Annotated in this window: 23 protein-coding genes; 2 read left to right on the top strand and 21 right to left on the bottom strand. The window is 49.1% G+C overall.

Annotated features, from left to right (window positions below):
* Positions 1 to 12: 12 nt before the first annotated feature.
* The 9 genes from KB186_RS18345 to KB186_RS18385 all read right to left on the bottom strand — a co-directional run bounded on the left by KB186_RS18345 (position 13) and on the right by KB186_RS18385 (position 9,719).
* On the bottom strand, positions 13 to 1,497 hold the full coding sequence (locus KB186_RS18345; RefSeq protein WP_173608492.1) for a LysM peptidoglycan-binding domain-containing protein: 1,485 nt from the start codon (positions 1,495 to 1,497) through the stop codon (positions 13 to 15).
* 94 nt (positions 1,498 to 1,591) lie between these two features.
* Positions 1,592 to 3,001: a protoporphyrinogen oxidase gene (gene hemY, locus KB186_RS18350; protein ID WP_221869287.1), complete on the bottom strand. Its 1,410-nt coding sequence runs from the start codon at positions 2,999 to 3,001 to the stop codon at positions 1,592 to 1,594.
* Between the two features lie 12 nt (positions 3,002 to 3,013).
* Entirely contained in the window at positions 3,014 to 3,946 is a 933-nt protein-coding gene (gene hemH / locus KB186_RS18355) for a ferrochelatase (protein ID WP_221869286.1), read from the bottom strand.
* 17 nt (positions 3,947 to 3,963) lie between these two features.
* Positions 3,964 to 5,001, bottom strand: a complete 1,038-nt coding sequence (hemE, locus tag KB186_RS18360) for a uroporphyrinogen decarboxylase (protein WP_173608495.1) — start codon at positions 4,999 to 5,001, stop codon at positions 3,964 to 3,966.
* 138 nt (positions 5,002 to 5,139) lie between these two features.
* A complete protein-coding gene (locus KB186_RS18365; protein WP_173608496.1) occupies positions 5,140 to 5,988 on the bottom strand; it encodes a DUF4097 family beta strand repeat-containing protein in 849 nt (282 codons plus the stop codon).
* A gap of 1 nt (position 5,989) precedes the next feature.
* Complete coding sequence (locus KB186_RS18370; RefSeq protein WP_173608497.1) at positions 5,990 to 6,541, bottom strand: HAAS signaling domain-containing protein; 552 nt, start codon at positions 6,539 to 6,541, stop codon at positions 5,990 to 5,992.
* Positions 6,528 to 6,857: a PadR family transcriptional regulator gene (locus KB186_RS18375; RefSeq protein WP_173608498.1), complete on the bottom strand. Its 330-nt coding sequence runs from the start codon at positions 6,855 to 6,857 to the stop codon at positions 6,528 to 6,530. Before KB186_RS18375 ends, KB186_RS18370 begins: the two co-directional genes overlap by 14 nt.
* Positions 6,858 to 6,964: 107 nt before the next feature.
* Positions 6,965 to 8,839 (bottom strand): bifunctional metallophosphatase/5'-nucleotidase, encoded by a 1,875-nt coding sequence (locus KB186_RS18380; RefSeq protein ID WP_221869285.1) that lies wholly within the window; start codon positions 8,837 to 8,839, stop codon positions 6,965 to 6,967.
* A gap of 88 nt (positions 8,840 to 8,927) precedes the next feature.
* Positions 8,928 to 9,719, bottom strand: coding sequence for an alpha/beta fold hydrolase (locus KB186_RS18385; protein ID WP_221869284.1), 792 nt, complete (start codon positions 9,717 to 9,719; stop codon positions 8,928 to 8,930).
* Positions 9,720 to 9,829: 110 nt separating this feature from the next.
* Between KB186_RS18385 and KB186_RS18390 the strand changes: the two genes are divergently transcribed.
* Entirely contained in the window at positions 9,830 to 10,507 is a 678-nt protein-coding gene (locus KB186_RS18390) for an alpha/beta hydrolase (RefSeq protein WP_232774116.1), read from the top strand.
* Between the two features lie 53 nt (positions 10,508 to 10,560).
* Here the strand turns inward: KB186_RS18390 and KB186_RS18395 are convergent, their stop codons facing one another.
* From KB186_RS18395 to hemA, 7 genes are all read right to left on the bottom strand, one after another.
* Complete coding sequence (locus KB186_RS18395) at positions 10,561 to 11,037, bottom strand: GyrI-like domain-containing protein (RefSeq protein ID WP_172142937.1); 477 nt, start codon at positions 11,035 to 11,037, stop codon at positions 10,561 to 10,563.
* Between the two features lie 122 nt (positions 11,038 to 11,159).
* Complete coding sequence (hemL, locus tag KB186_RS18400) at positions 11,160 to 12,449, bottom strand: glutamate-1-semialdehyde 2,1-aminomutase (RefSeq protein WP_172142938.1); 1,290 nt, start codon at positions 12,447 to 12,449, stop codon at positions 11,160 to 11,162.
* Positions 12,450 to 12,456: 7 nt separating this feature from the next.
* Positions 12,457 to 13,431, bottom strand: coding sequence for a porphobilinogen synthase (hemB, locus tag KB186_RS18405; RefSeq protein WP_016739164.1), 975 nt, complete (start codon positions 13,429 to 13,431; stop codon positions 12,457 to 12,459).
* Positions 13,415 to 14,227, bottom strand: a complete 813-nt coding sequence (locus tag KB186_RS18410; protein WP_232774117.1) for a uroporphyrinogen-III synthase — start codon at positions 14,225 to 14,227, stop codon at positions 13,415 to 13,417. The genes hemB and KB186_RS18410 overlap by 17 nt, the downstream gene beginning before the upstream one ends.
* Complete coding sequence (hemC, locus tag KB186_RS18415; protein WP_232774118.1) at positions 14,224 to 15,153, bottom strand: hydroxymethylbilane synthase; 930 nt, start codon at positions 15,151 to 15,153, stop codon at positions 14,224 to 14,226. The genes KB186_RS18410 and hemC overlap by 4 nt, the downstream gene beginning before the upstream one ends.
* A gap of 24 nt (positions 15,154 to 15,177) precedes the next feature.
* The gene (locus tag KB186_RS18420) at positions 15,178 to 15,996 is read right to left on the bottom strand and encodes a cytochrome C assembly family protein (protein ID WP_012685522.1); all 819 of its coding nucleotides are present in this window, start codon (positions 15,994 to 15,996) and stop codon (positions 15,178 to 15,180) included.
* Positions 15,997 to 16,238: 242 nt separating this feature from the next.
* On the bottom strand, positions 16,239 to 17,603 hold the full coding sequence (hemA, locus tag KB186_RS18425; protein ID WP_173604960.1) for a glutamyl-tRNA reductase: 1,365 nt from the start codon (positions 17,601 to 17,603) through the stop codon (positions 16,239 to 16,241).
* Positions 17,604 to 17,835: 232 nt separating this feature from the next.
* Between hemA and KB186_RS18430 the strand changes: the two genes are divergently transcribed.
* Positions 17,836 to 18,777, top strand: coding sequence for a DMT family transporter (locus KB186_RS18430; protein ID WP_312027551.1), 942 nt, complete (start codon positions 17,836 to 17,838; stop codon positions 18,775 to 18,777).
* A 49-nt stretch (positions 18,778 to 18,826) separates the two neighbouring features.
* Here KB186_RS18430 and KB186_RS18435 read toward each other — a convergent pair whose 3' ends face one another.
* The 5 genes from KB186_RS18435 to clpX all read right to left on the bottom strand — a co-directional run bounded on the left by KB186_RS18435 (position 18,827) and on the right by clpX (position 26,610).
* Positions 18,827 to 20,179, bottom strand: coding sequence for a protein O-GlcNAcase (locus tag KB186_RS18435; protein ID WP_232774119.1), 1,353 nt, complete (start codon positions 20,177 to 20,179; stop codon positions 18,827 to 18,829).
* A 39-nt stretch (positions 20,180 to 20,218) separates the two neighbouring features.
* A complete protein-coding gene (gene yihA, locus KB186_RS18440; protein WP_173608507.1) occupies positions 20,219 to 20,866 on the bottom strand; it encodes a ribosome biogenesis GTP-binding protein YihA/YsxC in 648 nt (215 codons plus the stop codon).
* Positions 20,863 to 23,202, bottom strand: coding sequence for an endopeptidase La (gene lon / locus KB186_RS18445; RefSeq protein ID WP_173608508.1), 2,340 nt, complete (start codon positions 23,200 to 23,202; stop codon positions 20,863 to 20,865). The genes yihA and lon overlap by 4 nt, the downstream gene beginning before the upstream one ends.
* A 247-nt stretch (positions 23,203 to 23,449) precedes the next feature.
* Complete coding sequence (gene lonB, locus KB186_RS18450) at positions 23,450 to 25,147, bottom strand: ATP-dependent protease LonB (RefSeq protein WP_232774120.1); 1,698 nt, start codon at positions 25,145 to 25,147, stop codon at positions 23,450 to 23,452.
* A 197-nt stretch (positions 25,148 to 25,344) separates the two neighbouring features.
* Positions 25,345 to 26,610 (bottom strand): ATP-dependent protease ATP-binding subunit ClpX, encoded by a 1,266-nt coding sequence (gene clpX, locus KB186_RS18455; RefSeq protein ID WP_012685515.1) that lies wholly within the window; start codon positions 26,608 to 26,610, stop codon positions 25,345 to 25,347.
* Between the last annotated feature and the right edge of the window lie 10 nt (positions 26,611 to 26,620).

Here is a 26,620-nt window from a genome sequence, read left to right on the forward strand (position 1 = left end):
TCCCCCACTCCTCTATTGTGGGATGTACAAAATCTGGCCTGCTACAAGCTGTTCGGAAGTCAATCGGTTTACTTCCACGATTTTGGAGACAGGCAAGGAGTATCGCTGTGAAATATGCTCTAACGTTTCATCTCGCTGAATAATGCACATTTTCAGCTGACTGGAGCGCTCTTCTTTTTTCCGGACAAACGATGTGAGATTTTGCATGGCCTCCATCGTAGAAGGGCTGGCATTCGCCGCAGACCCATGTCGCGAAGAGCTGGATGAAGATTCCGCCTCCAACGCCATCGCTTCCTGTTTGGCACGACTCGCTTGTGAGAAGATGGAAGTAATGTTCACGTTACTTCTTTCTTCCTGGGAGGGTTTCCCTGAAATCGCCACTCGCACTTCAACATCTTCCGCGGCAGTCTCTGGTTGTGCAACGACTGGTTCTGCTTCTTGCTCAGGTTCCGGCTCGGCTACAACACTGGCTTCCACCGCTTCTTGCACTGCTTCCTGCGACTCTGCCTCGACTGACGAACCAGTAGATTCATTGGAAACTTGCATGTATGCGATTGCCTGTTGATCGTGTATAGCCAGTATAGGTTCCTCATGTCCTGAATCTTTTTCGGCTATTTCTCTCATTTGCTCCTGCTCATCCGCCAATACTGGCTGTTCGGAATAGGAGTCAGAAGAATCGTACGAAGCAGATTGTTGGGAATCAAAGTCATACGAAATAGGAGCAGTCTCCCAGGATTCTGGAGGATTGGACTGTGTCACTTCCAGCACATCACCATATTGTTCGTAGTATTCCTCTTCATTGGATTGAGCAATAGCCGGAGTATCGAACATGGAAGGAGATTCGGTTGATTCATAGGATGCCGGCAATGCCTGCCGCTCCAATTCTTCCTCCAGCGCACTCAGTTTTTGATCAATATCATCGAGGGACGTCGGTTCCGTATATTCTTGCCCATCCTCTCCAGCAGCGAAGGTGTATTCCCATGCTCCTTCGCCTGGACTAGCAGCCCGTGTTTCGATCTGCTCCGCTTTTTCAGCTCTATCCCCCAGGACGATCCCCAAAATCTTCAGATCGGCATCAATTAGCATTTGATGTGGTGACTCCAGTTTGTAGTCAAAACTGTCCACAATTGCGTAGATGTCTCCGATCTCGGTAATCCGATCCAATGGGATTGTGATGTTTAATGGAATGCGATGACCGATCTGTTCCTCCCAGCCATAAAAGGCTTGATCCGATGCTTCCTGGCGAAAGGGCGTAAAAGTCATGGCCTCAACCAGCGATTCTCCTTCGCCGCCTGTCGCTTCTGCGGCTTCCCTGATTGGCTCGTACTTCCCTACTAATTGCAAGCAGCCCGTGATCGAGATGTAGGAATCGTTTTCCAGCACCTCTACATCTGGAACCAATTCCAGCTCTTGCAATTCACCTATTCCAGCTCTATCGGATGAGAGGAAAATGGTCTCCTTGATGGCAAAAGAGAGTTGCCCATCCTGTAATGCCATTCGTGCTCCTCCTTTCAAGTGCAGGACATTTCCCTATACTATATGGACAGGACGAGCCGTTTAGCACCGAAAAAAAAGGAAAAACCGGGGTTATCTATCTCCCCGGTTTTACAGACGCAATCCATTCTGCTATTGCTTTTTTCCCCTGATCAATACAATCTGGTACACCTACACCACTGTACGACGCACCTGCCACGATAACACCAGGGAGTTTTTCTTTTAATTGATTGTTCACATCCTGCACCCAAGCCTGATGTCCGACAACATATGGAATGGCATTTTGCAAGCGTGATACGTTATAAAAATCCGGCTCTGCTCGAATCGTCATGATCTTGCGCAGATCGCGGAGGATGACCTCCAGAATTTCCTCGTCCGTCTGCTCCATAAAGGATTGCTCTCCTGCTCTCCCTACAAAGCTACGCAGCAAGGCTTTGTTTTTCGGCGTCGTATGTGGCCATTTGCGATGCGCCCACGTACACGCCGTAATTTTTGCGCCAGAATTCCGCGGTACAATAAATCCTGTCCCTTCCATCCCTAAATCAATTGCTGACTCTGGAAACGCCATTGCGATGGTTGCTACCATATGCGGCTTCGCTTGTGGCAGGGTAGGAACTTGTACATAAGGTCGGAACAATGGCTCTGCGACAGCATGTGGTACGGTCAACAGCACCGTATCCGTCTCAATCGCTTCTCCATTTTTCAATACCAAGGTGTACTTCCCGTCTGGCCGTTTCACCAGTTCTTTGACACCAGTATTCTTCGAGATGACATCTTCAGGCAAGCTCTTCTCGATTGCCTCAACCAAAGACTGCAAGCCGTTCTTCAACGTCAGGAAGATGCCTTTTGGCTTTCCCTGCGTTTTTGCTTGCGGGCGAGAATGCTTCATCGCTACGATCAAGCTGCGATGTTGCCTCTCCATTTGCGCGAATTGAGGAAAACTCGCAAGTAAGCTGAGATTGTCGAGATCCCCGGAGTAGACACCGGACAATAAGGGCGCTATAAGATTATCAATAACTTCATTACCTAGCCTACGCCGAAAAAAGTCACCCACAGAGATATCGCCGTCTCCTTTGGAGGCAGGAAGAACGAGATCCAAAGCTGCCCGAAGCTTGCCCGGCCAAGAAATGAGATCGGTTGTGACAAAAGGCATGACCTTTGTCGGCACACCCATGACCGCTCCCTCTGGTATAGCCTTCAGGCGATCCTGATGCCAAATATAAGCTTGTCCTGTACTGTTGCGAACGAGATCATCCCCAAGCCCTAAGTCCACTGCCAACTCAGCCGCGCTTGTTTTTCGCTCGAGAAACGAATCGGGACCTTGCTCAATCACAAATCCTTCGTGACGCCATGTCTTGATTTTCCCACCAAGTCGTCCTTGCTCTTCAATCAGTTGAAAACGGATGGGCAGGCCCTTTGCTTCGATTTCCTTTTGTAAGTAAAAAGCAGCGGTCAACCCTGTTATACCGCCGCCTATAATCGTAATATGATAGGTATTATCGCTCATATGATCGATCCCCTAATTCGCCAGCTTCTTTCCGACTGCATCTGCCAGACAGGAAATGAACGCAGGTCTGGCGTTAGGCATCGCTGGACGATAGTAATGTACCCCTAGCTCATCTGTAACCGCTTTGCATTCCACATCATTATCAAACAGAACTTCCAAATGCTCCGCAATAAATCCGACAGGACAGTAAACAAATGCTTGGTAGCCTTTTGCTTCGTACAGCTCTCTGGTCAAATCCTGTACATCTGGTCCCAACCAAGGATCAGGTGTATTTCCTGCACTTTGCCATCCAATGGCATAGGAAGTGATCCCTGCTTGCTCGGCAATGAGCTTTGCCGTCTCTTCCAGTTGCATTGGGTACGGATCACCTGACTTCAAAATTTTTTCCGGCAGGCTGTGAGCGGAGAATATCACGACTGCTTGTCCACGCTCTTCATCCGTCATCTCGGCAAACGTTGCTTGAATGGCATCTGCCCAATATCCGATGAAGCCTGGTTCCAGATACCAGCTCTCAATGCTGTGGATGACAGGTCCACCAATTGCCACGGAATGCTCTTGTGCTCGTCCGTTGTATTCTTTGACGCTGTAACTGGAATAATGAGGCGCCAGAACAAGACTGATCGCTTCGGTAATTCCATCGCGTTTCATTTGCTCTACTGCGTCTTCGACAAACGGAGCGATATGCTTCAAACCAAGGTACCCTACAAATTCACGGTCTGGGTAGCGTTTGTTCATTTCCTGCTCGAGAGCGTGAACCTGCTCATCCGTAATGTCTGCAAATCGATTCAATCCATCTACAGCCTCGTAACGAGCCATCAAATCATCGAGCAATTCTTGTGGTGGCTTGCGACCACGGCGAATGTGCGTATAGTATGGTTCAATCTGTTCAGGACTGCGTGGCGTTCCATACGCCATTAACAAGAGTCCGATCTTCTGCTTTGACATGTAAGCGCCCCTCCTGATTAGACGTCCCTTTTGTAACTATGGATGAACTTCGTCAGTTGTTGCAGCGTTTCTACTTTGGCGTCAGGGAATACGCCGTGGCCTAGGTTGAAAATGAAGCCTGGCTGTTTTGTGCCTTCATCCAAAATTTCCTTCGCCTTCGCTTCGAGCTTCTCCCAAGGTGCCAATAGCAGCGTTGGGTCCAAATTGCCCTGAAGCCTCTTCGTCACACCCATTTCACGAGCAGTTGTAATCGAAGTACGCCAGTCCAGACCAACCACATCAACAGGCAAGCGGTTCCAATCCATCAAAAGATGACCCGCGCCGATACCAAAATAGATCGTTGGCACGCCAGTATCTTTTAGGGCGTTGAAGATCCGCGTCATGACTGGTGTAATGTACTCGCGGTAATCTTCGTCATTCAATGCACCGACCCACGAATCAAATACTTGCACAGCTTGTGCACCTGCTTTAATTTGCGCTTTGAGGTAGATGATAGTCATATCGCCCAGTTTTTCCATCAGCGCCTGCCAAGCAACTGGCTCCGTATACATGAATGCTTTTGTCTTATGATAATGCTTGGAAGGGCCGCCTTCGATCAAATAGCTAGCCAGTGTAAATGGTGCACCCGCGAAACCGATTAATGGAACAGATAATTGCTGACGCAAGATCTTAATGGACTCAAGAATGTACGGCACATGTGTTTCCGGATCGAGCTCAAGCAGACGCTCAACATCCTTCAAGGATTCGATTGGGTTTGCGATTACAGGACCAATACCCGATTCGATATTCACATCCACGCCAATCGGTTTTAGTGGCGTCATGATATCTGCAAACAAGATTGCAGCGTCAACACCCAGTTGCTCAACGGGCAGACGTGTCACTTCCGCGCAAACTTCCGGTATGTAATTCATTTCAAAAAAGCTATGCTTCGCGCGGATGGCGCGGTATTCTGGCTGATAACGCCCCGCCTGACGCATGTACCAAACCGGAACATGCTCTGTCGCTTCACCGCGACATGCTTTCAAAAACGTATCGTTAAAAGTTTTTGCGGTCATGAATAAACCTCGCTTTGCACAATTATGTTTCCTTCAATATGATACCATTCGTCATTCGACAAGTAATGTCTCTTTTGTGTCAAAATCTTTTCGTTTCTTCCGTTTCCAATCCTATCCATCAGTGTTTCCAAACTTCTCCTATTGAATGCGAACATCCCCGGTCGAACTTCTCACAGTCATTTTGGGTCCACCTGATCCAATCGATGCCTTCACCCTGTATTCCTCGTCCTTTTCATAGATGAGGTTCGACCAGGTGGTTGAGATGGAACCTGTATCTGTCGTTACTTCCAACTGTGCTGCAGCAGGCTCCTTGGCCACTGTCACTCGAATATCCCCCGTATCCGTTCGAATGGAAACGTCATGGGTTAGCTCAGGCATTGTCAGTTTATCAATCTCGCCTGTGGAGCTTTCGATTACAACGGCCGAGCGAACATCCTCAAGATTGATATCACCTGTAGCTGTCTGGACGTTAAGTGCTTCTCCTTCATAGCCCGATACGTTCACATCTCCATTGCCGGTGGATATTTTCGTGTTCTTTGCACGCAGCATTCCACTCTTGATATCCCCTGTCATCGTTTCGAGCTGGACGTTCTCATACACTTTTTCTGGCAGGAAGACTTCCAGCTTTACCTTCCCGTTACGAGGATAAAACATATTGACGTGGGGGAGTTCACGCAGTTCTACGAGCAGCGTACCATCTGGTGAGACTACACTCCGAAACTCCAGTCGCTCCTGCTGTTGTTCGGATACTTCCCCGACCATTCGTACGCTCGCTTTTGGTTGCTTGCTTGCCATGATTTCCACATCAGCCGCTTCCGTCAGCAACTCAATCGCTTTTACCTCTTGTTCGATCACGTGCTCTTCATTGACTTGTTTTAACGAAAAGGAGAAATTTTCTTGCTTCGTAAAGAGCCAGATGATTCCACATACACCGATGATGAATAAAAGAAGACTTATGCCAAAGAGTCTTTTCCCTAAATTTCGCATCTCATTTCCCCCTGATCATCTTCACGTTGAACTGGAGATAACGCAAGAACTGACGATACAGCCATTTCGTCAGTCGCAGCAAGCCAATGGCAAACATTCCGCCCAATCCTACGGAAACCATGCTGGAGAACAACAAGAAAAGTCGCTCTTGAGAAGGGGCAGGAATCCCGTAATCCAAGAATATTCCAACTGGCGCAACCAGAAGCGCCGCAGTCATCGCATACAACCCCATCAGTATGCCGATCAGGCCTAGAAATGGCCCCAAAACGAAGACGAGATTGAAAAATCCCAAGCTGATTGTCGCGATAATCGCTCTCGTCATATTCCCTACCGATGCGGTGGACTGAGCTTGATCAATTCGGTAGCCAGCCAAAAGCTCGCGTGCCACTAGCTTCGGACTTCCCAATCCTTCCGCGATTTCGTGCTCCGTCTTCCCTTGATTCATACCCAAGAGAAAATGCTCTGTATAATCGGCAAGAATGTCTAAACGTTCTTTATCGGGCAAAGCGCTAAGCAAAGCATTTAACTCATCCATAAACTCACGCCTTGTCATATTCGAGTCCCTCCTCTATGATCTCATTTACCCCGCGGTTAAATATTCGCCACTCCAAGACGAGGTCATTCATGTATTGACGTCCGCGATTTGTCAGCTGGTAATATTTCCGCGGGGGTCCCTCTTGTGATTCCGCCAAATAGGTCGTAAAAAATCCTTCCTGGGTCAAACGGCGAAGCAAGGGATAAACCGTTCCTTCAGAGATATGGAATTTTTCCGAGATGCTTGCAACCAGTTCGTAGCCGTATCTGTCCTGCTTAGCTGTCAAGACGAGAACACACAGCTCCAGAACCCCTTTTTTAAACTGTACGTTCATCAATATCACCCATGTAAAAGCTTACCAAATCGCTACTATATATTGCAAGGTACTTCATAATAAAAGACGGACAGGGAGGTTTTTCTCCACCCCTGTCCGGTCAAACCTTATTTTACCTCAACAATGCGGTCTTCTACTTTTGGATTGACAGTTTTCCGCTTGATCAGGCCTTCCTCCACAATGCTGTACATGGACAGGCCTGTGTTGAAGAATGGCTTTTTCAAAGATTCGTAACCATCTCCACCTGCTGCCAGGAAGTCAATCGTAGCCAATTTATATGTTTTGGTCAGGTCAAGCGGCTTTTCGCCAACTTTTACTTCTACTACGCGCTCGCCTGCTGGCTTGGATGGGTTGTACGTGAAGCTCATGCCGCTCACTTGCGGGAAACGTCCTGCTCCCTCTTCTACCTTGCTCACGCCGTTTTCGAGGGCTTTCTTCAGCTCTTCGCCTGTTACTTCTACGACTGCCAGTGTATTGTTCTCGAATGGCAGGAGCGTGTACAGACCTTTTTTCGTGATATCGCCTGCTGGCAGCTGTGTACGGATGCCTCCGCCGTTAGCAAGTGCTACATCTGCCTCATAGCCTTTGATGGACTGCGTGCGCTCCAGCATGATATCTGTGATCAGGTTACCGACGTTTGTTTCTTTCGTACGTACCAGTGCACGGTCACCGTCGAGTGGTACTTCGGATTTCGCAATGACAACATTCATGACCGTATCGATCTTGCTCACGATTTCTTTAACCATCTTATCTACATCTGGATCAGCCACAACTGCTTCATCGTACTCTTTCAAACCGCCGCTGAATGCTACCAGTTCTTTTCCGAGGTAGTAGAGGTCAGCGCGTCCGAGTGACTTGCCGTACTCCCAGTCTTGTACGATGTATGTGCCGTTTACGAGTTCAGGTTCTTTCAGCGGAGTATGGGAGTGACCACCAACGATCAGGTCAATGCCAGGAACGTTTTTCGCGATTTCACGGTCTACGTTCACTCCGATATGGGAAACAACAATCACGTGATCTACTTCTTTTTTCAGCTCAGGTACAAGTACTTTCGCCACTTCTACCGGGTTTTTGAATGTCAGCCCTTTTACGTTGTCAGGGTGAGTCAATACAGGGGTATCTTCCGCTACGAAACCAACAAAGGCGAATTTCTTTCCGCCAATCTCTGCTTTGAAAACAGGCGGCAGCAATTCTTTTCCATCTGACTTGAATACGTTAGCTGAGATAACTGGATGCTCGAGCATATCACGCAGCTTGAGCAATTGCTCATAACCGAAGTCAAACTCGTGGTTACCTGCTGCCATTACGTTGTAGTCAAGGCTGTTGAGGATCGGAACAACAGATTCGCCTTTGAATTGGTTCACGAAAACGGTACCTTGGAAGGTATCACCAGCATCCAAGAGCAAGAAGTTTTCGTTCTCTGCACGCCATTCCTTGAGCAAGGTTGCGATTTTGGCAAAGCCGAATTCTTTTTGGTTCTTGTCTTCTTGAATATGACCGTGTGTATCGTTGGTGTGTGCAATCGTTACATGCGTGGTAGCCGCATCACCCAATGCTTGGAAAAACTCGCCGCGCGTTACAGTCGCCTTGTTTTCGAGCTTCACTTTGTAGCCCAGTTTGTCAGCCATTTGTGTAAGCTTGACAGATGTTACCGCTTGCGCAGGGTTTTTATAATCTTCTTGTGTGAGAGCACCTTGGCTCTTCGCCCAGTCGAAGTAAGGAGTGGACCAATGAGCACCTTTAGCGGCAGCTCCCACTTTTGCCACTTTCAATTTAGAGAAAACAACAGTAGCTTCGGCGAGAGTCACGGCACGATCCAAAGCAAGATCGCCATTTTGACCTGCTGATACAATTGCCTTTTTCACCATCCAGTCAACGTGCTGTACGGGATGCAAAGGTGCTGCAAATGCTGAGGAAGACATCAGCGATGCAAATACGATAGATGCAAACGCCGTCATCGTAATCCGACGTGCCTTTTTCATGATAATTTCCCCTCTCGTCTATGTATAAATAAATAGGATAACGTTTTCATTATAGCAAAATTTGCTAGGACTATGGTGTGATATTTGTTTACTTTCTGTTTAGAAAGCTCTTGAAGGCTTCTGCCATTTTCTCTGGTGCCTCTACCATGCCCATATGCCCTGCATCAGGGAGCAACACTTGCTCGACGTTATTTTTATCTACTGTAAAAGTTTTTTCAGCAGGAATGATCTGGTCCTCTGATCCTGCGACTAATAGCACAGGCAAAGTTGTTTCTTGCAGCACATGATTGCGATCCGCTCGATCACGCATGGCGATTAATGTTTGAATAGCTCCAACCGGGCTTGTCGCAAAGCCAATCTCTTTTGCCAGCTGGACTTCTTCTCTCATCGTATCGATATGGGAAGGTGCGAACAGCTTCGGTACGAGCGCTTTGATAAACGGCTCCATTCCATTTTGGCGGATGTTGTCTGCGCCTTTATCCCGATTGGCCTTTGCAGCGTCGTCATCCGGATATGGCGTCGAATGAATCAAACCAAAGCTCGCCAGCTTGTCCGCGTATTGATTGGCAAATGCCAAGGTCACATAGCCACCGAGCGAATGTCCAAACAGATGAATCTTCGCTACCCCCAGCTCATCTACAAACAAAGACAGATCGTCTGCAAAGCGCTCCATCGAATACGGTTCATCAGGGGCCGAGCTGTCTCCATGACCACGCAAATCGATCGCAATGACACGATGCGTTTTTGACAGGAGTGGCACTAGTTTGTGCCAGTAAGATGAGCTCCCGCAAAAGCCGTGGATCAAAAAAAGAGACTCCCCCGTTCCTTCTTCTACGTAAGCTATTTTGATGCCGTTACTCAGTTGGACTTCCTTTTTCATCGAATCATGCTCCTTTATCGTTTGTTTACTTCTTGTCAACAAATGCTACTAGCCCTTACGATTGGAAAATACCCCTGTTCCGAAGAACATGAAAGAGGTGCAGCTAGTAGATGGTATACCCAAAAACAGGCTCTGTGATCGTCAGGGACGGCAGAGAAATGACGTACACGCACATTCAGGCAAATCAGACGCCATCTCGCTTCGTCTGTTTTTTCTTTCCCGGAGCCAGCTATTCGTTCGACAGACCTTATCTGTATTATTCTACCATGATTTTTTTGAGCAAACAGATCGATCTCGTCCATGTACACGCAGAGTATGGACGAGACAATACGGATTTTTGGAATTGCTCATTCGGTGAGCGAAGTGCTTGGATCAGCGAGGAGATGCAAACCGTTGTTTCACGTGCGCTGGATGTTCACGAGTATGAACGAGTTTTCTTCCTCGGGAAGTCACTCGGTACGGTGCCGATAACAAGCGGATTGCTCAAGGAATCTCGTTTTGCCCGTTCATCGGCTATCCTGTTGACTCCATTGCTGACTGAGGATGTGTTCCATACGGAATTGCTGAATCTTACCCAACAGGTATTTCTCGTCTCAGGCACTGCCGACCATTACTACAACCAGGGTGTGGTTGATCAGCTTGCCACATCCAAACCGAACATCCAGCTCCATCTCCCGCAAAACGCCAAGCACTCCCTCGATGTTGATCTCTACGTCGATGATTCCCTTCAAGTGCTTCAGTCTGTCATGGGTGAACTATCACGCTTCTTGGACAAGCAAATGGATTGACATCAAAAACAACACCTCTTGCTCGTGCAATGCAGGTGTTGTTTTCTTGTTTTTTACCGAAGCGGAATAAAAATTTCATAGGCATTGTCGACCCGAGCAGACTCATGCACAGTTGGAAGGTACCGCTGGTCGTAGCGCTCCATGCGAAGAGCTTGGTCGTCCACTTGATGTCCATTCTCGTTGAGCCAGCCAAACAGACTGTGGTATGTGTTTTGAACCTGTTCCATCGGTCCTGTGTGAGTAAAACGAGCGTATTTCTTCGCTGGGATGGTGAACCCCACCATGCCCTCAGGGATATGCTCAAAACGCTCTACCTCTACCACAATGTACTCGGTATACATTTGGTACGTCCGATTCTCGTCGCTGATGTCGTAACGTATATCTGGTGAAACCACGAGAGGAATCTCATCCTGACGCTTCAAAAAAGTCTCCCATAGTTTGGGCATGTATTCGACAAGCATCGGAAAAGAACCGGAGAAGCTAAGCCCAATCAGATGTTTTTGCGGTACGTGAACAATCGTCCCTTCCATCTCTCTCCACCTCATTCATCGGCATTTTCCTTCGTATTTTGACAGGAGATAGAAAAATCCTGCTCAAAGTCAAAAAAAGCACCTCCCGCATCAGCAAGGAAGTGCTTTCTTCTTTTCATTCTTTATTCAAACGCTTTTTTCATCGCTTGGTAGCTTGCTTCAATCGTCCGTTCGATATCTTCATCCGTATGAGCCAAAGAAACGAACATACCCTCAAACTGGGATGGCGGGATCATGACGCCTTCCTCCAGCAGATAGCTAAAGTATGTCGAGAAACGCTCCAGATCGGATGTTTTCGCTGTTTCATAGTTGATCACCGGCGTCTCTGTGAAGAACAGGCAAACCATGGAGCCTACGCGATTGAGCGTGTGCGGAATGCCCAGCTTCTTGGCATTGTCAGCCAAGCCTTCAGCCAAACGGGCGGACATCTTCTCCAAGCGCTCGTAAGCGCCTGGTTTGCTGAGCTCTTGCAACGTAGTCAAACCAGCAGCCATCGCCAAAGGATTTCCTGACAGCGTCCCTGCCTGATAGATTGGCCCTGCAGGAGCCACTTGTTGCATGATCTCCCGTTTGCCGCCGTATGCACCTACTGGCAATCCACCGCCGATGACTTTCCCCATCGTTGTCAAATCCGGAGTAATGCCGTACAGCTCTTGTGCACCGCCCAATGCTACACGGAAGCCAGTCATGACTTCATCGAAAATGAGCAGTGTCCCATGTTTCTCCGTAATTTCACGAAGCCCTTCGAGGAAGCCTGGCTGTGGAGGAACAACCCCCATGTTGCCGCCGATTGGCTCCACAATAACTGCTGCCAGATCATCCCCAAACGCTTCAAATGCCAGTTTGACGCTTTCCAGATCATTGTAAGGAACCGTAATCGTGTTGTGTGCTGTTCCTTCTGGTACGCCTGGGCTGTCTGGAAGTCCTAATGTAGCCACACCGGAACCAGCTTTGATCAACAGGCTATCGGCATGACCGTGGTAGCAGCCTTCGAACTTCATGATTTTGTTGCGTCGGGTATAGCCCCGCGCGAGGCGCAGAGCGCTCATCGTCGCCTCTGTACCGGAGTTCACCATGCGCACGACTTCGACAGATGGCACGATCTCACAAACGAGCTTTGCCATTTCTGTTTCCCGCTCAGTCGGTGCACCAAAGCTGGTTCCAAGCGCAGCTACTTCCGTAATCGCTGCAAGGACACGCGGATGCGCATGACCCAAGATCAATGGACCCCACGAGCCGATGTAGTCAATGTAGCTGTTTCCATCTACATCAAAAATGCGGGAGCCTTCTCCTTTTGCGATGTAAACAGGATTGCCTCCCACGCTCTTAAACGCACGAACCGGACTGTTTACTCCGCCTGGTATGTAATGCTGTGCTTCTGCAAATAACTGAGTAGATTTTTCTCTATTCATCTCGTGCTCACCTCGCCAGCCATTTTGCAACATCTTTTGCATGGTACGTAATGATCATATCTGCACCTGCGCGTTTGAAGCCAACCAATGTTTCCATAACGATACGCTCTTCATCGATCCAGCCATTCAAAGCTGCCGCTTTTACCATGGAATACTCGGCACTCACATTGTAAGCCACGATCGGCAGGTTGAAGTTCTCACGCAGACGAAGAACCATGTCCATGAAGGCAAGACCTGGCTTGACGATCAAGAAGTCCGCGCCTTCTTTTACATCGGAAGCTGCCTCGCGTAGACCTTCACGTGCATTGGCCGCGTCCATCTGGTAGCTTTTGCGATCTCCGAATTGTGGAGTGGAGCCTGCCGCATCGCGGAACGGCCCGTAGAAGGCAGAAGCGTATTTCACCGCATAGGACATGATCGGAATGTGCTCAAAACCAGCCTCGTCCAAAGCTTCACGGATTGCAATCACGAAACCGTCCATCATGTTGGAAGGTGCAATAATATCTGCTCCAGCTTTTGCTTGGGAAACGGCAGTCTGACCCAAAAGCTTCAAGGTTTCATCATTCACAACTTCACCTTCGTGAATGACACCACAGTGACCATGATCGGTGTATTCACACAGGCATGTATCGGCAATCACGATCATTTCCGGATGGGCTTCCTTGATCAGACGCATCGCCTGCTGGGTAATCGCATCATCATTGTACGCCTCTGTTCCGCATGCGTCTTTATGTGTTGGTACCCCAAACATCAGAACAGCTTGAATTCCCAGAGCTACGATTTCTTTCATCTCTTCGGCCAGTTTGTCCAAAGAGAGCTGATATACGCCTGGCATGGACGGAATCTCGTTCTTAATACCGGTTCCTTCCACTACGAACAACGGATAAATCAAGTCTTCCACCCGTACGTGGTTCTCCCGCACCAGATTGCGCATAGCCGCGCTTTTGCGAAGACGGCGATGACGGTCAAATGTTTGTGCCATGTCGATTCCCTCCCAGATTCTCTATGATAGCTGCTAGTAATCCTTCCACGGTGTACTCACTTGCTACCACATGAACAGAAAGCCCGTTTTGCTTTGCTGTATCTGCCGTTATTGGTCCGATACAGGCTATCTGAACGTGCTTGAGCGAGTCTAACGATGCATAGGGCTCCATCGCCGCCATGAAATGCGTCACCGTTGAAGAGCTGGTAAACAAGATGATATCAATGAGACCTTGCTGTAGTTTTTCCGCTGCTTCTGGAGCGTGCTCCGCATCAATGACAGTGTGATACACGTCTACCTCTGTCACAGCAAGCCCCAAGCGAGCCAACTCCTTTGGCAATGTCTTGCGCGCAATATCTGCACGAGGCAGCAGAACGCGCTGACCAGGAAGCAACTGATCATACAAGCTCGACAGCAAGCCCTCCGCGACGTAATCAGACGGGATGACAGCTACTTCGAGCCCGTGATGCTCAAGCGCCTTGGCCGTCTTCGGACCAACCGCAGCAATTTTGCCAGTGAACGCTTCAAGGCCTACCCCGACCTCGCGCATGCGCTCCATGAAAAAGCCCACACCATTCACACTCGTGAAGACCACCCAGTCGTATGCTGGCAACTGGGTGATGGCTTCGTCGAGCTTGGCAGTGTCCGTCGGCGGCATCATTTTTAGCAGGGGAAATGCGTATGCTTCTCCACCCAACCGCTCGATCTGTTCAACGAGCTCGCGAACTTGACTTCTTGCCCGGGTGACCATGATGCACTTGCCAGTCAGCGGCTTGTGCGATCCGTGGACAATCATTGCTCATTCTCCCGCAATACTTCCGCAAGTACGTCTCCCGCTCCTTGCGCCAGAAGTGCTTCTGCTACTTGAATGCCCAGCGCTAACGGATCCTGGCCAGTCGCCGTGTTTTTGAACATTTGCTTCCCATCTGGGGAGCCAACCATTCCTGTCAACGTAATTTCATCGTTCTCACCAATTGTCGCATATGCGCCAATCGGCACCTGACAGCCCCCTTGGAGCTTGTGCAGGAAGCTGCGCTCTGCCGTTACCGCCAAACGCGTCGGTGCGTCATCAAACTGCTTCAAGAGAGCGAGTGTCTCCTCATCGTCTGCTCGGCATTCGATGGCAAGCGCGCCTTGACCGACTGCTGGCAAGCTGATTTCAACAGGCAGGAACTGCGAGATTTCCCCTTCAAAGTTCACGCGCTCAAGTCCAGCCGCAGCAAGGATGATCGCATCAAAATTTCCTTCCGCAAGCTTACGCATGCGCGTATCAATATTTCCACGCAAAGATTCGATCTGAATATCAGGGCGATAGGCGAGAATCTGTGCAGAACGGCGCAAGCTACTGGTCCCTACCAAAGCTCCTTGCGGTAATTCATCCAACGTCTTGCCGTCCTTGGAAAGCAGGACATCTCTGGGATCAACTCGCTTCGGAATCGCGCCGATTACCAAGCCCTCTGGCAATTCAGCAGGCATATCCTTCAAGCTGTGTACCGCAAAATCGGTTTCCTTATCGAACAAGGATTGCTCGATTTCTTTGACAAACAATCCTTTTCCGCCAACTTTGGACAAGGTCACATCGAGGATTCGATCGCCTTTCGTCACGATTTCATGCAATTCAAAATCAGCCTCAGGTGCGAACCCCTTCAGTTTATCAACGACCCAATTCGTTTGAGTGAGCGCCAATTTGCTGCGACGCGTTCCCACATTCCATTTTCCCATGACAGCCTCCTTGATGAACAGCTCCTACCACCAGTCGTGAAATGTAGAAGTAGTGAAGCCTAAAAAATTGATAAGCAGTAACAAAAACGCCACGACGTTCCACTGCGCGAGTCTGCGCATCTGCATCGTATCCCGATAGCGCTGGTACAGCCACAGCGAATAAATCGCAACGACCAGCACGGAGAGCACTACTTTTGAATCTAGCAGAAATTTCTCCGGCAAAACCATTTTACCCCAAATGATCCCTAATACAATCGAAAGCAAGAGCATTGGTACACCCAGCATGTTCATTCGGTACGCGTAGCCTTCCAATTGATCGAGGCTAGGCAAACGCCTGAGCAACGGTGACCACCGTCTTCCCTTGAGCATTTTGTGCTGGAGCAAGTACATGGCCGAGAAGATCATCGAGAGCGAGAACGCCCCGTAGCTGAACATGGCCAGTGTCACATGCGTCAGCAATAGCTCAGAGGTCAAAATGCTCGATACAGCCTCAATCGGCGTTTCTGGTAAAAACATTGACATGACGAGCACGACAAACCCGATAATATTGGTAAAAAAAACCAGCAAATCAATCCGAAAAAAATAGTGAATGGCAAGCGACAGGCCTACCAGCACCCATGAATAAAAAAAGAGCGTCTCAAACAGCGTAATGACTGGAAAATACCCCTTCATGACTGCTTGCGAGACAAAAAATGCGGTTTGCAAGGCCCAAACGACAACAAGCAACCCGAAAGCCAGACGATTGACTTTCCGGTTGCTTTGCAAGAAGTCGTTAAAATAGAAGAGAACACTTGCAGCGTAGAGAAAGATCGTCAAGTCGTAGATCCATCTCACCTCGGCCATGCACTCTCTCCCCCACTTTCCCAATCGGTTTCTAACAGTGCGTGTTCAAAAAGTCGGCTTTTTAGCACCGAGAAGATGGCGAGAACCGAACGAAGGAGGAGCGCAGTGTAGGTAATCTACATGAGCACCGGACTTCGGAGGTGAACGCCATATTCGATGTCGAATTAGCTTTCGGAGCTACTTCGTGATCAAAAGACGACTTTTTGAACAACCTCTAGTAGCAGATAGATTGTCAGGTCAGCTTAGTCAGGGAACCGGGAAACCAATACTTGCTCCCGAGAAGAAGATGTCTGTTTATTTTTATCGTTAGCCCAGATTGCTTCCTGTTCTTTTCGCTCCAGGATCTCCTCCAACGCAAACATTTTCTCGAAAATATCCAGTACTTCTTCCCCATCTTTGGTAGCTGCCATTTCTTTTAAACGCACGACCGGATCGTGCAACAGTTGATTGACAATGCCCTTGGTTGTCTTGCGGATGATGTGCATCTCCCGCTCAGACAGGCTCGGCAGCTTGTTTTCGATTTTTCGCATCGCTTCGCTTTGGATCGTGTTTGCCTTGTCACGCAGTGCAGCGATCAATGGCGCCACGCCAAGCGTCTGGTACCAGGTCGTGAAAGCCACGATCTCTTCTTGAATCATGACATCCAGACGTTCCGCTTCACGAGAACGTTCCGCAACGTTACTCGCAACGATGCCTTCCAGATCGTCAATATCATATAAAAATACGTTATCGAGATCATGCAAGTCAGGATTTAGATCGCGAGGAACTGCGATATCCACCATGAACAACGGACGATGCTTTCGTTGTTTCATGATCGGAGCCAGTTCTTTTTTGCCAAGAACATAACCTGTCGCTCCGGTCGAGCTGATGACGATGTCTGCTGTGAGCAGTGCCTCAGGCAGCTGCTCCATCGTACAGGAGTCACCCTTGAACTTCTCTGCCAAAAGCTGCGCTCGCTCCAATGTACGATTCGCAACCATGACGCGTTCCGATCCATTTGCGTGCAGATGCTTGGCGGTCAGCTCGCTCATTTTGCCCGCTCCGACGATCAGGACAGACTTCCCTGCAAAGGAACCGAAGATCTTTTTCCCCAGTTCGACAGCAGCGTAGCTGACAGAAACCGCATTTTGTCCAATCGCTGTCTCTGTATGGGCACGCTTGGCAAACGTAATCGCTTGCTTGAATAAGGTGTTGAAGACAGTCCCTGTCGTTTGATGCTCCTGCCCCAACAGAAACGCATCCCGGACTTGTCCGAGGATTTGTGTTTCTCCCATTACCATCGAATCAAGACCGGAAGAGACGCGGAACAAGTGCTCGATTGCCTGTTCGTTCTCTTTTATATAGAGATGATCCTTAAATTGTTCTTTCTCCACGCCGAACCATTCAGCCAAAAAACGGCGGGTATAGTCTCGGCCTATATTTGCCTGGTCGCAAACGACGTAAATTTCCGTCCGGTTGCACGTCCCCAGGATGATACATTCTGCGATACTCTTCGTCTGGGAGAGTAGATGAAGAGCGCGTGCTGTCCCATCGTCGCTGAATGTAAACTTTTCGCGAATTTCGACAGGAGCTGTTTTATAGTTTAAACCCAGCAAAAGAATATCCATAATGTCCTCCCAGAATAACAAACCTGTTAGCGGCATATGTAAAATGCACTATTATTATATCATTATGTCCCGAATCGGATAGGAGTAATTGTGAAAAGTTTTTTAACGGAGTGCACTTTGGGTATATCCTGTATAATCCGCTTGCGTTCCTTCCGGGAATACCTTATGATGTCGGCTATACATGAAGCAGAAGAAAAATTGCGAAAATGTCAGAAAGGAGAGGAAAGAAGCTTTGAGAAAACCATGGATGGCAGACATAACGCTGCTCCTCGTTGCTTTTATCTGGGGAACCACGTTTTTGATCGTCCAGCAGGCAATCGCATCGCTGCCTCCCAATACGTTTAACGCTGTTCGTTTTACCATTGCTGCGCTATTTTTATTGATCATTTATTTCATCCGCAATCGTCATCGTGGGCAGACCTCTGAATGGAGAGGACCACTGCTTCGTGCCGGCGTCATCCTCGGTTTTTGGCTCTGTTTGGGGTACGCCTTTCAGACCGTAGGACTTTTGTATACATCGCCGTCCAAAGCTGGATTTATCACTGGCTTATCTGTCGTATTGGTGCCGCTCTTCTCATTTTTGCTCTTGCGTGAGCGTGTCAAACCATTCGCTATCGTCGGTGTGATTCTGGCAGCATTCGGCTTGTATTTGCTGACGCAGAACCAGTCATTCTCCTTTAACCTTGGTGATGCCCTGATATTCTTCGGTGCAATCTGCTTCGCCATGCAAATCGTCTCTACAGGCAAATACGCACCTCGTTTTGCAGCCTTGCCCCTTGCCATTACGCAATTAGGCACGGTAGGTGTAATGAGCTGGCTGTACTCCTTTTTCTTTGAGGATTGGAGTCGTGCTTTTGATCCGGCGATCTTGTTCATACCCGAGGTGGCCTTTGGTTTGATCGTCACTTCTATTTTCGCCACGGCACTGGCCTTTCTCGCGCAGACAGCCTTGCAAAAGCAAACCAGCTCGACGCGGGTCGCTCTCATTTTCGCCTTGGAGCCTGTATTTGCAGCCCTCACCTCCTACGTCTTTATTCATGAAGTACTGAGTGGAAGACAGTTAACCGGATGTCTCCTGATTTTCACCGGCATGATTCTCGCAGAACTGCCGATTCAAGAATGGTTGCGGAATTTCCGTCAGAGAAAACCCAATGACGGGCGTGAATCCGCCTGATGCGAAAAGCAAAAAAAGTTCCTTCACCCCTTCGGGAAAGGAACTTTTTTTATGAGCTCTTCTTAACCTCTAGCATTACCGCATCCACAAAAAGCTGCATGACCGGTCCGCACACTTCTTGCGGGTAACGCTCCGTTCGTTTGAGCCACTGTTTGAGCCGGAGCAAGTGATAGGCTGCTTGTGGAAGTCTTCCTCTTGTCCCATGATCGATGAGAGCGACTGCCGAAAGACCGACTTTGGTCCACAGATGGAACTTCTCCAACCATGGCCTCGTTTCTTCTGCAAGCTTCCCATTCGTCATCCCTGCCAACAGCTTGTCAGCCGCCGCCTCCATCTTCTGGAAAAGAGCAGTCAAGTCGGCAATGGCTTTTTGCCGATCTCCCTGCAAAAAATGAAAGCGGAAGGTCAGGATCGCTTCCAGCAATCGCGGCGATTCCACCTCACATAAAAACGAGCTTTGCACGTTATCCGCAAAGGTGAAGAAAGCATCCGCATCCTTTTGTCCCGCTACTTCCTCGACCGCTTGTTTCCATACTGTATCAGGATCGTAGCCGATCGGATCTCGCAAATAAGCTGCCGTCGTAATCAAAGGAATCTTCGAGCATTCTGGTCTGGACATCGCATTCGCCACATAACCTGCCGCGTATTGCCACAGGTCAGGGTCACGGTGACGCAATGGACCGATATGTAGTTCGTTCGCCATGGCCAAATCATTCACCGGGTAGTTGTCCCAATAAAATGGTTGATGACCCGTGTACTCTTGGAAACGAATCGCATCGCCGTCCGTCAGATAGGGCGAACAGACGAATCGTCCCGTCCAGAACAAATCGATTTCTGGCGGCAAATGCTGACCGAGGTACATGATGTACGCTTCTTTTCCAATCCCATTGTATTGCGTAGGACAGACAACCAGCTTGACTGGATCGCCCCAACTGCGTATCAAATCCCACACGTAAAGCGTCGTATGGGCATGCGCTTCCGCCAAATGGGCAAACTCGGCTACATCCTTGTCATGCAACAGGTGCATGGGGATATCATCGAACAATAGCGCAAAGTAACGCACACCACGATCATACAAATCCCGATACTTCCTGCCCAACAGCTCCAAGTGCTGACAATTCGTATATTCCATGCTAAGTCCAGGACCCAGACAATAAATAAACTGCATGTTATGAGCCTTTGCCCGCTGGATCAGCTCATCTAACTGTTGATTGGCTTTCTCAGGAAGCGGCTCCATCCAGCGTTCCCGCAGATACTCGTCATCTTTGGGAGCATAGAAATACGCGTTGTAATCATATCGGTGCAAAAAGTCGATCATATCCAGCCGCTCTTCATGTGTCCAAGGTGTTCCATAGAAACCTTCGATCACACCACGTACAGCAAAGCAAGCACTCCCGCTCACTCAGATGCTCCCTTCCCCACGACGAATTGGGTCTAAGAATTACTCATTGGCTGGAGCAGTCTCTTCATCCATAGCAGCCGTCTCCCTAGCCATTTCCTCTCCAGCACGGATACGACGCATGATTTCTGCCCACAGTTCATCCTTGCCCTGACCTGTCTCCGAGGAAAATACAATGATCGTATCATCCCCGCGCAAATTCAGGCTTTGACGGATGACCTTCGTATGCTGCATCCAACGCCCGCGAGCGATTTTATCACCTTTCGTCGCTACGACTACGGTAGGAATCCCGATTTGCTTGCACCAGTCGTACATCGCAATATCGTCTTTACTCGGAGCATGGCGAATATCAACCAGTTGAATAATGAAACGAAGCTCTTTCCGGTTTTTCAAATAGCCCTCGATCATTTTTCCCCATTGTTCCTTGATCGTCTTCGCTACCTTTGCATACCCATAACCCGGGAAGTCAACGAAGTAGAGCATTTGATTGACACGGAAATAGTTCAATGTCTGGGTTTTACCCGGACGAGAACTGATCCGGGCTAGCCCTTTGCGATTCATCATTTTATTGAGCAATGATGATTTTCCTACGTTCGAGCGTCCTACCAGCGCGATCTCATGGAGGCCATCCGTCGGATACTGCTTCGGTCCAACCGCGCTGATAATAAACTCTGCTGATGTTACTTTCATGCTTTGTCACCTACTGGCTGTTTAGTTAGCGCGTGACGCAGCACTTCATCTAAATGATCAACTGGATAGAATGTCAGTTCACCACGTACGCTCTCCGGAATATCCTCGATATCCTTCTCGTTGTCTTTTGGCAAAATGATCGTGGTTAAACCTGCACGGTGAGCAGACATGCATTTTTCTTTCAGCCCGCCAATTGGCAGAACCCGACCTCGCAACGTAATCTCCCCGGTCATCCCCACTTCTTTTTTCACAGGGATTTTCGTGAGGGCGGATACGAGTGCGGTTGCCATAGTAATCCCAGCAGACGGACCGTCTTTTGGAATCGCCCCTTCTGGAAAGTGGATGTGGATGTCATTCTTCTCGTGGAAGGAAGGATCAATTCCCCACTGATCTGCACGGGAGCGAATATAGCTGAATGCAGCCTGCGCAGATTCCTTCATGACGTCACCCAGTTTTCCTGTCAGGGTGAGCTTTCCTTTTCCAGGCAAAATGCTGACTTCTACATTCAGCGTATCGCCGCCTGCCTGTGTCCAAGCCAGACCTGTAACGGAGCCGACTTGATCTTTTTTCTCCGCCAGTCCATAGCGGTAGCGCGGTTTGCCGAGCAGTGTCTCCAACGTCTTGGCTGTAACCACGACTCGCTTCTTCTCACCGCCCACAATCAGCTTGGCAGCTTTGCGGCATACGTTGGCTGCTTCGCGATTGAGGTTACGAACCCCCGCTTCCCGCGTGTACAAACGAACGAGCTTCAGCATCGCATCGTCGTTCATTTTCAACTTATCTTTGCCCAGACCGTGATCCTGCATTTGCTTCGGCAGGAGGTAATCACGCAAAATGTTCAGCTTTTCCAGTTCGGTATAGCTGGAAATCGAGATGACTTCCATCCGGTCCAAAAGCGGACGTGGAATCGTATCGAGACTGTTTGCAGTCGTAATAAACATCACGTTCGTCAAATCATAGGTCTCTTCGATATAGTGGTCACTGAATTTATCATTTTGATTTGGATCGAGTACTTCGAGCAGGGCAGACGCAGGGTCTCCGCGGAAATCGGATGCGAGCTTGTCGATCTCATCCAGCAAAAAGACAGGATTAATCGTACCGGCTTGCTTCATTCCTTGGATGATTCGTCCTGGGAGAGCACCTACATACGTGCGGCGGTGACCGCGAATTTCTGCTTCATCGCGTACTCCACCCAAGGAAATGCGAACGAATTCACGCCCGATTGCACGCGCTACGGAACGGGCCAGAGATGTTTTTCCGACACCCGGAGGACCTACCAGACAAAGGATTGGTCCACGCATGGAGTTTACCAGCTTTTGTACTGCCAAATACTCCAAAACGCGCTCCTTCGGTTTATCCAGGCCGTAATGATCTTCATCGAGTACTTGCTGCGCATGATGAATGTCCAGATTGTCCTCTGTCGTCTTCGTCCACGGCAGCGCAAACAAGGTATCGATATACGTGCGGATAACCGAGCCTTCCGCAGAAGTCGCCGGCATCTTTTCCAGACGCTCGAGCTCCTTCTCGATCTTCGCTTTGATTCGCTCAGGAGCGTCGGACTTTTCGAGCTGAGCACGCAGCTCATCTACTTCGCCCTGGCGTCCGTCCTTGTCGCCCAGCTCTTTTTGGATAGCTTTCATTTGCTCACGCAGGTAATATTCCTTTTGCGTGCGCTCCATCTGTTTCTTCACGCGGTTGCCGATCTTGCGCTCCAGCTCCAGTACCTCGCGCTCGTTGTTCAAAATGGTCAAAAGAATTTCGAGACGTTCCTTGATGTTGGTCGTCTCCAAAATTTCTTGTTTGTCCTTCATCTTGAGCGGCAAGTGCGAAGCAATCACATCCGCCAAACGTCCCGGTTCCTCAATGTCCTGCACAGAGGTTAGCGTCTCTGGAGAAACCTTTTTGGACAGCTTGATGTACTGCTCAAAGTGGCCCAGCAAAGAACGCATCAAGGCTTCCACTTCGTTTTGCTCTGTTTTTTCATCTTGCAAATATGTAATCGACACGACGAAATAATCTTCCTGCTGAAGATACTCCTCGATCTTCGCGCGCTGCAAGCCTTCTACCAATACACGGATTGTCCCATTCGGCAGCTTCAGCATTTGTTTCACACGCGCAACGGTACCAATACTGTAAATTTGCTCAGCATCTGGCTCTTCTATATGGACCTCTTCCTGTGTCGCAAGCAAAATCTTGTTATCGTCTACCATGGCTTGCTCCAATGCGCGGATGGACTTTTCCCGTCCAACGTCCAAATGGAGTACCATTGTCGGATAAACAAGCAATCCTCGCAACGGGAGAAGCGGTAATTCTCGTTTACCGGAACGTTCGCCCAAGCGGATGCACCTCTCCTTGTTGATCTACCCTCTTGCAAAGAGCCCTATAACAGACAAAAACGGCCCTCAAAGCCGTTTTTCTAACGCCCACCCAGCCCCAAAAACGAGACAAAAAAGATCATACACAATCATTTTTTGTGGAGCTCGTTTCAGGCTGGGCAAGGCCTCAGGCTCTTTGCAAGCAGAAGCTTTTTTCCATTGTAGCGCAAACACAATCCGATGTCTAATCCGCGAGCATACCCGACTGTTACAGGGATAGCGGAGAGGAAGCGAGATCCTCTGCTGGGATCTGCAAAGTAAATCCCGTCGCCTCTGCTTCTTGCATGGCAGCTTGCGGTACAGCTAACTCAATTACTTCAGAGACGGTAGAGACCGGAATGACTTCGATCCCTTTCATGTCGGCAAAAATGCTTTGCCAGTTTTCCTGGGGAATGAGGACTCGGGTCGCTCCCGCCTGTTTAGCAGCCTCCACCTTTGCGACTACACCCCCAACTGGCTTTACCTTCCCATGAATACTCACTTCACCAGTCATAGCCAGTAAATTATCAACAGGCTGATTCACAATCGCCGAGTAGATCGCAGTGGCAATGGTAATGCCCGCAGAAGGCCCATCCACAGGGATGCCTCCCGGAAAATTGATATGCAGATCATAATCATACGGACGGACGCCCATTCTGTTCAATACAGTCAAAACGTTTTCGATCGAGCCTTTTGCCATCGACTTCCGGCGAATCGTCCGGTTGCGGCTGCCCATTTCCTCTTCCTCTGCCATTCCTGTCATCGCCATTCGACCTTGACCCGGAATAGCTGTAGGTGAAGCAGTCACTTCCAGCTCCATCACACTACCCATGTTCGGACCGTACACAGCAAGACCGTTGACCAATCCGACCTGCGGTGCATCATGCACCTGCTTTTCGGGGCGAGGCGATTTTTGACTGCTGTGCATCACCCATTCCACATCGGCAGCCTGGATGTCCTCGCGTTCTTCCGTTAAGGCAATTCCCGCAGCGATTTGCAATGTATTGATCGCTTCACGTCCATTGGTCGCGTAGCGCTCGATCACGGAAACAGCGCTGTCTTCTATATTCATATTCATTTTAGGAACAGCTGTACGCACGATACTCCCAATTTCCCCAGCCTTCAATGGGCGGAAAAAGATTTCCAGGCAACGGGAACGAAGCGCAGCAGGCAGTTCTTCTGGCAACCTCGTCGTCGCTCCAACCAGACGGAAGTCGGCGGGCAAACCGTATTTGAAAACGTCATGAATATGCGAAGGAATTTGGTTATTTTCCTCGCTGTAGTAAGCACTCTCCAACATGACTTTGCGGTCTTCAAGAACCTTTAGTAACTTATTCATTTGAATAGGATGAAGTTCCCCTATTTCATCAAGAAAAAGCATACCACCGTGCGCTTTCGTCACTGCACCTGGCTTTGGTTGCGGAATCCCCGCCTGCCCAAGCGAGCCTGCCCCTTGATAGATCGGATCATGTACAGAGCCGATTAACGGGTCAGCAATCCCGCGCTCATCAAAACGAGCAATCGTCGCATCGATTTCAATAAACTTGGCATCAGAAGAAAACGGCGATAGCTGATTTTTCTTCGCTTCTTCCAGCACGACCCTAGCCGCTGCGGTCTTGCCTACACCAGGTGGTCCATAAATAATGACATGCTGCGGGTTGGGACCACACAAGGCGGCACGCAACGCACGAAGCCCATCTTCTTGTCCTACAATTTCTTCCAAAGTCGCTGGTCTTGTTCTTTCTGACAGAGGTTCTGTCAATGCAACCATTCTCATTTTACGAATGGAATCCAGATCCTTGCGCGATTCCTTTTCGGTTGAGGTTTTCGTGTTTCTCTGCGCTCGCAGCAAGTTCCAAAAGTAGGTGCCGATCACGATACCAACAACCACTTCAATGACAGCAATGACCAATGTCGTATAGTCCATATGCAGTCCCTCCCATGCGTCTTCGCTTGCGGTCAACTTTTGTCCCCCGAAGAGAGAGGAACACGTTCATGACCGTTTTGTGCATATGTAAAGCTTCTCTTGAACGATATCAAGTAGTATTGCCCCGCAAGCGTAGACGTAAACCAACAACAAAAAAACCACCTCGCTTATCGCGAGATGGTTCGTGTAGACGATGCTTAGGCTGTTTCTTCGTGCAATTCCTGTCCCTCTTTGGTCAACAGTTGCGGCTTCACTTTGTCGCGTACCGTTTCTTCGGTAATGACGCACTTGTTGACGTCTTCTCTGGAAGGAAGCTCATACATCATATCGAGCATGATTTGTTCGATAATCGCACGCAGTCCGCGCGCACCAGTGTTGCGCTTAATCGCTTCTTTCGCGATTTGCAGCAGCGCACCGTTATCGAACTCCAGCTCAACACCGTCGAGACTCAGCAGTTTTTGGTACTGTTTCACCAAAGAGTTTTTCGGCTCTGTCAGGATACGCACGAGCGTCTCCTCATCCAGCGGCTCCAAGGTAGCCAGCACTGGCAAACGACCGACGAACTCCGGAATCAGACCGAATTTCAGCAGGTCTTCCGGCAAAATGTATTTTAGGTATTCTCCGGCTTTCAGATCGCCTTTTACGCCATCGCCGAAGTCTGCACCGAAACCGATGACTTTTTTACCCAAACGACGCTTGATAATCTGCTCGACGCCATCAAATGCACCACCGCAGATGAACAAAATGTTCGACGTGTCGATTTGGATGAACTCTTGGTGAGGATGCTTGCGTCCGCCTTGTGGTGGAACACTCGCAACGGTCCCCTCCAAAATTTTCAAAAGCGCTTGCTGAACGCCTTCACCAGACACATCACGCGTGATGGATGGGTTTTCCGATTTGCGGGCTACCTTATCAATCTCGTCGATGTAAATGATTCCTTTTTCAGCCTTCTCCACATCATAGTCGGCAGCCTGAATCAGCTTGAGCAAGATGTTTTCAACGTCTTCGCCCACATAGCCTGCTTCTGTCAGAGAAGTTGCGTCCGCAATCGCGAAAGGCACATTCAGAATGCGCGCCAACGTTTGCGCGAGCAGCGTTTTCCCGCTACCAGTCGGCCCGATCAGCATGATGTTGGATTTTTGCAGCTCCACATCCTCGATCTTCGCCCCGGAATTAATCCGTTTGTAGTGGTTGTACACCGCTACAGACAAGGACTTCTTCGCCATATCTTGACCGATCACATAGTCGTCCAAGATTTTGCGAATTTCCACTGGCTTTGGAATTTCTTTCATATCGATTTCTTCTTCAGTGCCCAGTTCTTCCTGTACAATTTCATTGCACAGTTCGATACATTCGTCACAAATGTAAACACCAGGACCAGCTACCAGCTTGCGCACCTGTTCCTGGGACTTGCCGCAGAAGGAACACTTCAGTTGGCCTTTGTCGTCGTTAAACTTAAACATGCGCTTCACC

It is taken from the genome of Brevibacillus sp. AF8, assembly GCF_021270385.1.
In the GTDB taxonomy this organism is placed as follows: Bacteria; Bacillota; Bacilli; order Brevibacillales; family Brevibacillaceae; genus Brevibacillus.